The 11,621-nt window shown below is 45.9% G+C and carries 9 protein-coding genes and 1 other annotated feature; of the genes, 5 read left to right on the top strand and 4 right to left on the bottom strand.

Annotated elements, in window-relative coordinates:
* Positions 1–21: 21 nt before the first annotated feature.
* From J5W02_RS12895 to malQ, 3 genes are all read right to left on the bottom strand, one after another.
* Positions 22–534, bottom strand: a complete 513-nt coding sequence (locus J5W02_RS12895; RefSeq protein WP_219966100.1) for a DUF6106 family protein — start codon at positions 532–534, stop codon at positions 22–24.
* Positions 535–642: 108 nt separating this feature from the next.
* A complete protein-coding gene (locus J5W02_RS12890; protein WP_219966099.1) occupies positions 643–2,979 on the bottom strand; it encodes a glycogen/starch/alpha-glucan phosphorylase in 2,337 nt (778 codons plus the stop codon).
* A gap of 26 nt (positions 2,980–3,005) precedes the next feature.
* Complete coding sequence (gene malQ, locus J5W02_RS12885) at positions 3,006–4,499, bottom strand: 4-alpha-glucanotransferase (protein WP_219966098.1); 1,494 nt, start codon at positions 4,497–4,499, stop codon at positions 3,006–3,008.
* A 374-nt stretch (positions 4,500–4,873) separates the two neighbouring features.
* On the opposite strand from malQ, the gene J5W02_RS12880 reads away from it, so the two are divergent.
* The 5 genes from J5W02_RS12880 (at position 4,874) to J5W02_RS12860 (ending at position 10,290) form a co-directional block, all read left to right on the top strand.
* Positions 4,874–5,863: a LacI family DNA-binding transcriptional regulator gene (locus J5W02_RS12880; protein WP_219966097.1), complete on the top strand. Its 990-nt coding sequence runs from the start codon at positions 4,874–4,876 to the stop codon at positions 5,861–5,863.
* Between the two features lie 68 nt (positions 5,864–5,931).
* Positions 5,932–6,143, top strand: a binding site (T-box leader).
* 59 nt (positions 6,144–6,202) lie between these two features.
* Positions 6,203–7,222 (top strand): phenylalanine--tRNA ligase subunit alpha, encoded by a 1,020-nt coding sequence (gene pheS, locus J5W02_RS12875; RefSeq protein ID WP_219966176.1) that lies wholly within the window; start codon positions 6,203–6,205, stop codon positions 7,220–7,222.
* Between the two features lie 15 nt (positions 7,223–7,237).
* On the top strand, positions 7,238–9,616 hold the full coding sequence (gene pheT, locus J5W02_RS12870; protein ID WP_219966096.1) for a phenylalanine--tRNA ligase subunit beta: 2,379 nt from the start codon (positions 7,238–7,240) through the stop codon (positions 9,614–9,616).
* 72 nt (positions 9,617–9,688) lie between these two features.
* Positions 9,689–9,934 carry an IreB family regulatory phosphoprotein gene (locus J5W02_RS12865; protein ID WP_219966095.1) on the top strand — a complete coding sequence of 82 codons (246 nt, stop codon included), beginning with the start codon at positions 9,689–9,691 and terminating at the stop codon, positions 9,932–9,934.
* Between the two features lie 56 nt (positions 9,935–9,990).
* Positions 9,991–10,290 (top strand): hypothetical protein, encoded by a 300-nt coding sequence (locus tag J5W02_RS12860; RefSeq protein ID WP_219966094.1) that lies wholly within the window; start codon positions 9,991–9,993, stop codon positions 10,288–10,290.
* Between the two features lie 58 nt (positions 10,291–10,348).
* Here the strand turns inward: J5W02_RS12860 and purD are convergent, their stop codons facing one another.
* Positions 10,349–11,608 carry a phosphoribosylamine--glycine ligase gene (purD, locus tag J5W02_RS12855; protein WP_219966093.1) on the bottom strand — a complete coding sequence of 420 codons (1,260 nt, stop codon included), beginning with the start codon at positions 11,606–11,608 and terminating at the stop codon, positions 10,349–10,351.
* Between the last annotated feature and the right edge of the window lie 13 nt (positions 11,609–11,621).

Below are 11,621 nucleotides of genomic sequence, written 5' to 3'. Positions count from 1 at the left end.
ATTCTTTTTATTTCAACTAAATCAATTCCTGCCAAAAGCATTGACTGCTACCTGCCTTGAAAGATATGGTTTCATCGCGGCCAAAATTTTCTCATTTGGGCTGAACAGCACCAGAACATTCCCCTTCTGGGCATGCCTGGCAACAATACACCAAGCGTCTTTGCCGCTTTCGCATCTGGAAGCGGTGAACTTCGCCGAGTAGGACTGCTTCGCGTGGTCTTCCCTTCGGTATTTTCCCAGTGATTCAATATCGTGCGCATCTATGGAAATTACCTTTTTCCGGTTCCGGCGGTTAATGATCTTGTCAATCGTTAGATCGCTGTTTGTCACGCTGTACTCGTATTCCAGACTGCGCGAGGAAATCAGATAATAATCCAAAGCAAATATACCGACCAGAGCAGGCAGTAAAATCATGGGTATGTACACCGCTAAAAGCGCAATGATTAAAAAGTTGACCAAAAGTACTCCGATAAAAACTAGAATATCGGTTTTACTCATTTTCTTTTTGATAATCTGTTCGACAAAGATATCCATTTTCAATCTCTCCAACCGAATGTTGATTTATTGAATATTGTAACATATCGGTTCCTGCTTTACAAGGGATTGTGCTCCACAGAGAGAAAACTGCCGAACGATTCTTTCTTACATTCCCCAGATTTGTATCGCGTACTCTCTGACTGTCCGGTCACTCGAAAATTTTCCGGCCCCGGCTGTGTTTAGAAAACATTTGCGGGAAAAAGCCAATCGGTCGCTGTAGTCCGAAATAGCCTGAAGCCTGGTATCGCAGTAAGAAATAAAGTCATACAGAACAAAATAATTGTCCGGTCTATGCCAACTGGCTCCATCGAGCAGGGAATGATACAGTTCCCGGAACATTCCGGTACCGCCGTCGTCAAGCATTCCGTTGACTAAAGTATCCACAGCCGCACGCACCCGCTCATTTTGTTCGTAAATTTCCCGGGGGTTGTAGGAATCTGCGATCATTTCCAGTGTTTCCACGCGCGCCCCGAAAATATAATTGTTTTCTTCCCCAGCCTGACGGATAATTTCTACATTGGCTCCGTCCAGTGTGCCAAGCGTAACGGCGCCGTTAAGCATCAGCTTCATATTTCCTGTACCGGAGGCTTCCGTGCCCGCTGTGGAGATCTGTTCTGAAATATCAGCGGCCGGCATAATCTTCTCCGCATAGGAAACATTGTAGTTTGAAACGAAAACAACTTTCATCTGTTGATTTACTTCCGGGTCATTGTTTACCATGTTGGCAATTTCATTGATAAATTTAATAACCCCTTTCGCCCTCAAATACCCCGGTGCAGCCTTTCCGCCAAACAGGAAAACCGTTGGATGATAATTCTGGATTCTTCCGTTTTTCAGGCCGAAATAAATATCAACGATAGAAAGTGCGTTTAAGAGTTGGCGCTTATACTCATGCAGCCGCTTCACCTGAACATCAAAGATGAATTCCGGATTCAGCCTGATTCCGTCATGCTTTTCCATATAGTCGGAAAGCTGCTGCTTTTTGATCTGTTTAATATGCGCAAATTGGCAAATTACATTTTTGTCGTCCTTGTAACGCTCCAGATTTCTAAGCTTTTCAAGATCCGTAACCCATCCGCTTCCGATTTTATCGGTAATAAAGCCGGAAAGTTCCATATTGGACAGCGCCATCCAGCGTCGCTGGGTAATTCCGTTGGTTTTATTATTAAAGCGTTTCGGATAAATCCGATACCACTCTTTCAATACAGATTTTTTCAAAATTTCGGTATGAATTTCTGCTACTCCGTTTACGGAATGAGTGGCAAACACAGCCAGCCGTGCCATATGTACGACCGAATTTTCATCAATAATCAAATAAGGTTTTTGGTCGCTGCCCGTAATCCCCATACCGGAAAGCTCCTTCAGCAGCGCTTTCTGGATCATAACCACATATCGGTAAACATTGGGGATCACGCTTTTAAATAGTTTTGCGTCCCATTTTTCAAGTGCTTCCGCCATAATCGTATGATTGGTATAAGCAAAGGTCTGTCTGGCGATTTTCAGCGCTTTCCCAAACGATATTCCCTCTTCTGAAACAAGAAGGCGGATAAACTCAGGAATAGAAACCACCGGATGAGTATCATTCAGCTGAATTGCGTATTCTGCTGAAAAATGAGTAAAATCGTTTCCGTATCTTCTTTTGTAGGTTCTAATAATATCCTGAAGGGAAGCGCTTGTAAAAAAATACTGCTGTTTTAAACGAAGCTTTTTTCCTTTATCCGCCGTGTCATTCGGGTACAAGACACTGGAGATTGCTTCCGCATCATCCCGTTCCCGGACAGCCAGCTCAAATTTCTGGTCGTTAAAAAGCTGAAAATCGAAAGGGACAAGCGGTTCTGCCTGCCACAGGCGAAGGGTATTCACTGTTTTTGCACCATACCCAATTACCGGAGTATCGTAGGGAACTGCATAAACAGTTTGATTTTTAAATTTAACCGTTACTTTCTCTCCTTCATTTCGCTGTGACCAAGGGTCGCCGAACTGCTGCCAGTCATCTACGGCTTCTTTCTGAAATCCATTTTCAAAATACTGCTTGAATAGGCCGTATTTATAACGGATGCCATAACCGTTCAGAGTGATTCCCTGAGTAGCCGCAGAGTCCAGAAAACAGGCAGCCAATCTTCCAAGGCCGCCATTACCCAGTGCAGCGTCTTCAATATCCTCAAAAATTGCAACATCAATATTATTTTCATGAAATAGCTCAGACAGCTGGTTCATCAGGCCTAAATTCTGCAAATTGCTGTAAATGAGCCTGCCTGTTAAAAATTCAGCGGAAAAATAGCACGCCTTTTTACTCACTTGCGGCGCTTCCCACTTGGACTTTACCTGTTTCATCGCCGCTTTGGAAACAGCGTGATAAAGCTCAAAAACATCTGCCTGATGAATTGTTTTACCGCTTTCCAATTCCAAAAGAGTCATTACATCACTCTTAAATGTGTTCATTCTATCTACTCCTTTAAGTAAGGAACCTATCTTCCATATATTCTTGCCAAGTCACAGAGTTCTTTGGAAATCTCATCGGTAAGTTGACCTTTTTTTAGTCTCCATCTCCAGTTGGTGCCAACCGTTGATGGATAATTCATCCTTGCTTCCGCCGGAAGAAACAAGATATCCTGTGCCTGAAAAATCACCGTATCGGCAACGCTGGCGTAGGCGGCGCGAAGAACCGCCCCGGGCAAATCCTTTCTTCTTTTCACATTCAGATACTCTTTTGCATATCTGATTTTTTTTGCAGGCAGTTTGTTGAAATACCCTACCTGCGTCTCATTATCATGTGTTCCTGCGTAAACAACCGTATTGCGTATATAATTCATAGGAAGATGCGGATTAGCCGGATTTCCGTCAAAAGCAAACTGCAGAACCTTCATGCCCGGATACCCGTTTTTCTCCAGAAGCTTTTTCACCTCAGGAACAACTTCACCCAAGTCTTCGGCTATGATTTTCCCAGTTCCAACGGAAGCATTGATTGCGTCCGTCAGCTTTCTCCCCGGTCCGGGCTGCCAACAGCCGTTTACCGCTGTTGTTTCTTCCGCCGGAATCACATAATAGCGAACAATACCGATAAAATGGTCAATTCGGATCCTATCATATATTTTGGTGGAAAAGCCCATTCGCTTCTTCCACCAATCAAACCCGCTGTGCTCCATGGCATCCCAGTCATACAGCGGATTTCCCCAAAGCTGCCCTTCCTTGGAAAAAAGATCTGGAGGCACCCCGGCAACCTTGGTCGGCCTCCGTTGGGCGTCCAGCTGAAAAAGCTCGCTGTTTCCCCAAACGTCCGCGCTGTCAAGGGCTACATAGATCGGAACATCACCAATGATTTGTATTCCGAGCCGGTTGGCGTAAGTCTTGACCCTGTTCCACTGCTCGAAAAACTTATACTGACAAAATTTCCAGAAATCAATGTCTGAGCTCAGTTTTTCAGAATAGCAACAGATAGAAGAGAAACGGTGAAAGCGTATGTCTTCCGGCCATAGGCTCCACGGTTGATTATCAAATTGATTTTTCAGGGACATAAATAAACAGTAATCATCCAGCCAATACGCATTTTCTGAGCAAAAATTTGTGTATTCAGCTGTGTCCATATGTCTGCTTCTGAAAAAAGCTTTTTTCAGAATGAAAAGTCTTGACTGAAACAACGCGGCGTAGTCCACATTTTCGTCCCTGACACCCCAGGAAACAGAGCATACTTCATCAGCGGTCAAAAGTCCCTCTTCTATCAGAATATCCAGGTCAATAAAGTACGGATTCCCCGCAAAAGCGGAAAAAGACTGATAGGGGCTGTCACCGTAACTTGTAGGTCCGATGGGAAGCACCTGCCAGTATTTTTGCCCGGCATTTTTCAGAAAATCAATGAATCGAAATGCCTGACTGCCAAATGTCCCAATTCCGTAATTGGAGGGCAAACTGCTAATTGGCAGCAAGACCCCAGCGCCGCGGACAAGTTGATTTCTAACTGGCAAATTTATCCACCTCGTTACGAAAAATCACGAAAATATGACATTATGATAGCAAAGGATTTTCTGAATGTCAATAAGTAAAAATGAAGTTATATGTAAGTATTTTATATTTTTAATTATAATATTTGAGGATATTTATGCAATGACTGAAGTCAAAATGTACATAACGGTAAGATGATACAAGAAAATTTTTATGAGTTTTCTTTTATCAAAAATAAATATTTCGTTTATTTTCGTATTTTTATAATAAAGGCTTTAATTTTTCTTGTTAATAATTTAAAAATTGTTTCCTTATATTTCATATAAATAAAAATAAGTCTTGAAATATTGCTTGGGCAAAGTATATACTGTGGTTGAACAGGAAAAGAGGGATTTCAATGGCTACGATTAAAGATATTGCAGATAAACTTGGAATTGCTGTCAGTACCGTATCAAAAGGGTTGAACGGAGCCAATGATATCAGCGAGAAAACACGCCAGTTAGTTCTGGATACCGCAGTAGAGATGGGATACGCTTCAAAAAAAGTACAGAAACCGGGCAAACGCAAAGTCTGCATTCTTGTCGAAACCATGGAATATGATAACATCGACCAATTTGGCTATGAAATTGTTGTTGGGTTTAAGCTAAGTGCCGCCAGACATCATTGCGACGTAACGGTCATTCCCACAAACCTGAACATGCAAACGCAGGAAAAATATGACTCTTACATGCTGAAACACGGGTACAGCGGTTCTTTTTTACTCGGATTTGCCCTTCATGACAATTATATCAATCAGCTTTGTAAGACTTCGGTTCCAACAGTTTTGCTGGACAACTACATTCCCAATAAGCACGTTGGCTATGTAGGCACAGACGGCTATAACGGCATTGACTTAGCGGTAAAACATCTTTACGAATACGGTCATAAAAACATCGCTCTGCTGAACGGTTCCAAAAACAGTCTGGTAACAAATGAACGCTATCAGGCTTTTACCCAAAGCATGGAACACTATTCGCTGAAAGTCAATCCCAATTTAATTGCCAATGGTTATTATGTACCGGAATGTGCAAAAGACTATGTAGGCTCCTTTATCAAAAACGGTGCAACCGCAATTGTCTGCGCGAGCGACCTCATCGCTTCCGGAGTGATTGCCGAACTGAACCGGCTGGGAAAATGCGTTCCGCTGGACATGAGCGTGATTGGTTTTGATGATCTTCCCATTGCTCAGCACCTGACACCAACTCTGACTACAATCCGTCAGGACAGAGTTGCCATTGGGAAAAGCGCTTTTATGATGCTGGACGAACTGATCGGTGGAGTTAGCATTAGTAAGCTTTTGCTGAAGCCGGAACTGATTATTCGAAATTCAACAGGAACCTGCCCGTAAAAAAGCCTTTCTTACAATTAAGAAAAACCTGCTTGCAATTAGCTTTATAAGGTGATATATTATGTAGTGTTAACACGATGATAAAGGAAGTACCCTTTTCCCAAGCTTATTCAGAGAGGGCATGTCACGGCTGAAAGCGTGCCTGTAGGCTTAAAAGGCGAAGTTCCCTTTGGAGTGGCGCGGCTGAACGTTCAGTAGGCTGCGACGGCTGGCTTCGTTAAAGGCCGTAAAGAGTAATCAATTAGGGTGGTACCACGGAGTTTTCGTCTTCGTCCCTTTCCGGGACGGAGGCGTTTTTTATTGTGATTCATGTTCAATAATAGAAAGGATGATAACGCGATGAAGCAGGAGCTGGAAGCAATCCGCGAAAAAGCGATGCGCGAATTGGATGAGGCGAAAGGACAGCAGATACTTGAAAATCTGCGTATTAAATATTTAGGCAAAAAGGGTGAACTGACCTCCATTTTAAAGCAGATGGGCGGTCTCTCTGCGGAAGAGCGCCCCAAAATCGGTCAGCTGGCCAATGAAGTCCGAGCCTTCATTGAAGCGGATCTGGTCAAACGCGCCGCGGAATTAAAAGAAGAAGAAACACTAAAGAGACTGGAAAAAGAGAAAATTGATGTTACGCTTCCGGGTGTTCGCCGGGAGCTTGGCGCAAAGCATCCGCTGAGCATTGAATTGGACGCTATCAAGGAAATCTTTGTCGGTATGGGCTTTGAGATTGTTGAAGGGCCGGAAGTCGAATACGACTATTATAACTTTGAGGCGCTGAATATTCCGAAAGACCACCCCGCAAGAGACACTCAGGATACTTTTTATATTAATGACAATATTCTGCTCCGCACGCAGACCTCCCCGGTTCAGGTACGCGTTATGGAAAAGCAAAAACCGCCGATCCGTATTATTTCCCCCGGCAGAGTTTACCGTTCGGACGCGGTTGATGCCACGCACTCCCCTTTATTCCACCAGATTGAAGGACTTGTAGTTGACAAGGGAATTACCTTTGCAGACTTAAAGGGTACCCTCGAAACTTTTGTAAAACGAATGTACGGCGAGGATTCCGTAGTACGGTTCCGCCCCCATCACTTCCCCTTTACCGAACCTTCCGCCGAAGTTGACGTGCAGTGCTTTAACTGCCACGGGGAAGGCTGCCGCCTTTGCAAGGGCGAGGGCTGGATTGAAATTCTCGGCTGTGGAATGGTACACCCCAAGGTACTTTCCAACTGCGGCATTGACCCGGAAATCTACAGCGGCTTTGCGCTGGGTATGGGCCTTGAACGTGTTGTAATGAGAAAATACAACATTGACGACTTACGCCTGTTTTATGAAAACGACGTAAGATTCCTGAAGCAATTTTAAGGGGGACGCAGAAGAATGAATCTTTCAATGAGATGGTTAAAAGAATTTGTAACACTTGACGATATGCCGATGCGCGATTTCACAGAAGCAATGACCATGAGCGGCTCAAAAGTGGAAGGCTGGGAGACGGAAGGCAGCGAAATTAACAACGTGATTGTCGGGAAGGTGCTTTCGCTGGAAAAGCATCCGGACTCCGACCATATGTGGATTACGCAAATCGACACGGGCTCCGGTGAACCGGTTCAAATTGTAACAGGGGCGCAGAATTTAAAGGTCGGCGATATCGTGCCGGTCGCGATGGACAATTCCCTTCTGCCCGGCGGCAAAAAAATCAAAAAGGGCAAGCTGCGCGGTGTGGAAAGCAACGGTATGCTCTGTTCCCTCAGTGAACTTGGTCTGACCAAGCATGATTTCCCCTATGCAATTGAAGACGGAATCTTTGTGATACAGGAACAGTGCGCTCTGGGTGAGCCCATCTGCAAAGCAATCGGATTTGACGATACCAAGGTGGAATTTGAAATTACGTCAAACAGGCCGGACTGTTTTTCTGTCATCGGTCTTGCCCGCGAGGCTGCCGCAACCTTCCACAAGTCTTTCAGCGTACACGCCCCGGCGGTAAAAGCGGGACACGGTTCCTGCGCAGACATGCTGGACGTAAAAGTGGAAGCTCCGGATCTGTGCTCCATTTACTCCGCTCGCATTGTAAAAAATGTCCGCGTAAAACCTTCTCCGCGCTGGATGCGTGAGAGACTGCGTGCCATGGGCGTGCGCCCAATCAACAATATCGTTGATATTACAAACTATGTCATGCTCGAATACGGCCAGCCGATGCACTCTTTTGACCTTCGTTTTATTGAGGAAGGCAAAATCCGCGTGCGCCGTGCAAAGGACGGCGAAAGCATCACCACACTGGACGGCGTGGAGCATAAGCTGACTGTAAAAAATCTGGTCATAGCAGATGCAAACAAGCCGATAGCCATTGCCGGGGTCATGGGCGGCGAATACAGCGGGATTGTTGACGACACCACCACCATCGTGTTTGAGTCAGCCTGCTTTAACGGTGCATCCGTCCGCACAACTGCCAGAGACCAGGGAATGAGAACCGACGCGTCCTCCCGCTACGAAAAAGGGCTGGATCCCAACAACTGCCTTCCCGCGCTGGAACGCGCCTGTGAACTGGTGGAACTGCTGGACGCGGGCGACGTGCTGGATGATAAAATAGTGGACGACCATTCCAGCAAGGAACGTAGAAGAATCCAGCTGGACGCGGAGTGGATCAACCGCTTCCTTGACATTCAGCTGTCTGCAGACGAGATGAAAGCGATATTAAGCAAGCTGGAATGTGAATTTGACGGAGACGATATCCTGGTACCGACTTTCCGCCCCGATTTGCAGCACAAAGCCGATATTGCCGAAGAAATCGCAAGATTTTACGGTTACAACAGGATTCCGGGTACCGCGCTGGGCGGCGGCGCGCAGGGCAAGTATTCCGAGAGACAGAAATTCGAGCACACGATCAACGACACCATGCTTGCGCTGGGCGCCAGTGAAATCATGACTTATTCTTTTATCAGTCCCAAATATTACGATAAAATCCTAATGCCGGCCAACTCACCGCTGCGCAAATCCATCACCATTTCCAATCCGCTTGGCGAAGACACCAGCATTATGCGCACGACCGCCCTGCCCTCTATGCTGGAAGTACTCTCCCGCAACTACAATAACCGCAACGCGGACGCATGCCTGTTTGAACTTGCCAGCGAGTATCTTCCAACCAGCGAGGATAAGCTTCCGATTGAAAAAACGAAGCTAATCGTTGGAATGTACGGCAATCAGTCAGATTACTTTACCGTAAAAGGAATGGCAGAGCAGATTTTGGAAAAACTTTGCGTATACGGCTGGGAAATTGAAGCTGCTTTCGAAGAAACAAGCTATCATCCGGGACGCTGTGCCGTACTGAGCATTGAGGGAAATCGCCTGGGAATCATCGGAGAGATTCACCCCAAGGTTGCTGAAAACTATGGCATCAGCGACCGAGTATACTGCTTCTCGCTGGATGTGGATATGATGTACGAATACGCAAAAACCGAAAAAACGTATACTCCTCTGCCGAAATTCCCCGCTGTAACCCGTGACCTTGCCCTTCTGTGTGAGGACAGTACGCCAGTACTGACTCTTGAAAAGGCAATTGTGCGGGGAGCTGGAAACCTGCTGGAGAAGATTAAGCTCTTTGACGTGTATAAAGGAGAACAAATCGATTCCACCAAAAAGAGTGTTGCCTTCAGCATTATTCTGCGCTCCGGCGACAGTACGCTGACGGATGAACGCATTGCCGCCACGATGAAAAAAATTATGAAAGAGCTTGAAAAGGCCGGTGCTATTTTACGTTCGTAAGCTTCTGTTCACAAATTAGTTCTTGAAATTATTGGATGTATGTTGTATGATGTCAGTATCGGAGGTGTTTCCATGCTTGATAAAACAATGACCTTTTCACTTGGCACCGACCGTGAAGAGGATATTAGAAAAACACTCACCTTGGTATATGATGCTTTGAAAGAAAAAGGATACAATCCCATCAGCCAAATTGTCGGTTACATTCTTTCCGAGGATCCGACTTATATTACGACACACAATAATGCCCGCAGTCTGATTCGCAGAATCGACCGCGATGAGTTGCTGCAGGTCTTGTTGAAATCTTATTTAGGTGAGTAAATCACGCACTGCTACAGAAGCACTTATGAATTGAACAGAAGGAGGACGACATACGAATGAATGATTTAGACGAAAGCACACCCCAATTTCCTACCTACAAGGGAAAGCCGTTGGTGCGCTCCGGTGATGTGATTTATTACGGAAGCATGCAGGATAAATATGTTGTAAAGCTCGAAATCAAAAGTAAAAAGAAAGTTCAGGATATTGATGTTGCCGACCGGGTTACCGTACAACTGATGTATACGGATCAGAATATCCGCTCACGCAAACAGATCGTAAAGTCCAGTGAGAAAAATGGACTTTATCTGGCTATGGATATAGCAGATGCCTGGTTAACAAGGGCACTCGCAGAATAAGGCATATAATTGAAAGGCGATACGGAAAATTCCGTATCGCCTTTTTTGTTATGCTTCTTTATTTTCCAATATCAGACCGGTAATGGGCTCCTTCAAAATTGATCTTCTCTACACTTGCGTAAGCTTTTTTGAGCGCCTCGTCCAGAGTACCGCCTAATGCGGTAACACCCAGTACCCGACCGCCGTTGGTGTAAAACCGATGATCCCGGTACAGTGTTCCCGCGTGATAAACGGTGGCGCCCTCTACCTGACCAAAATCATCAAGGCCGCTGATTTCAATCCCTTTGGCGTATTTTCCGGGATAACCGCCGGAAGCCATCACGACACAGGCACAGGCGTCCTGACTCCACTCGATCGTTTGGGACTCCAGACGTTCCTCCACGACTGCCTCCAAAATGTCTACGAAATCGGTTTTCAGCCGGGGCAGCACTACCTGTGTTTCTGGATCGCCAAAACGGGAATTATATTCAATCACCTTCGGCCCGTCTTTTGTAAGCATCAGGCCGAAGTACAGGCATCCCTTAAATGTTCTGCCCTCTTTGTTCATTGCCTCAACGGTGGGCAGAAAGATGGTTTTCATACACAGCTGTGCCATCTCTTCGGAATAGTACGGATTCGGGCTGATGGTACCCATTCCGCCGGTATTCAGGCCCTTATCTCCATCCAGCGCACGCTTGTGGTCTTTTGAGGAAACCATCGGTTTCAGGGACTTTCCATCCGTGAACGCCAGTACCGAAACTTCCGGCCCGGTGATAAATTCTTCCACAACCACCCGGTTGCCGGAGGACCCAAACACCTTATCTTCCATAATGGATTTTACCGCGTCGTGAGCTTCCGCATAATCAGCGGCAATGATTACACCTTTCCCAAGCGCCAGACCATCCGCTTTGATGACGATGGGATATTGATTGTTTTCCCGAATATATTGCAATGCTTTGTGCGGTTCGTCAAACACTTCATATCCCGCGGTGGGAATATGATATTTCTTCATCAAATCCTTTGCGAACACCTTGCTGCTTTCAATGACGGCCGCGTTGGCACGCGGGCCAAACGCACGGATCCCCGCCGATTCCAGCGCGTCCACCATCCCGGCGGCAAGCGGATCGTCCGGGGCGACAAAAACCAGATCAATCTGATGCTCCGCCGCAAACCGAACTACTCCATCTATATCTGTTACGGAAATATCCACACACTCAGCGTCACGCGAAATTCCGCCGTTGCCGGGAGCGCAATAAACCTTTTCCACTCTCGGACTTTCTTTAATTTTCCGCACAATGGTATGCTCGCGGCCTCCCCCGCCGATGACCAGTATCTTCATTTTTATCCGCTCC

Origin of the sequence: Caproiciproducens faecalis (assembly GCF_019448085.1) — a bacterium.
Lineage (GTDB): Bacteria > Bacillota > Clostridia > Oscillospirales > Acutalibacteraceae > Caproiciproducens > Caproiciproducens faecalis.
The sequence above is the reverse complement of the archived record's forward strand: the minus strand, read 5'-3'. Positions and strand labels throughout refer to the sequence as shown.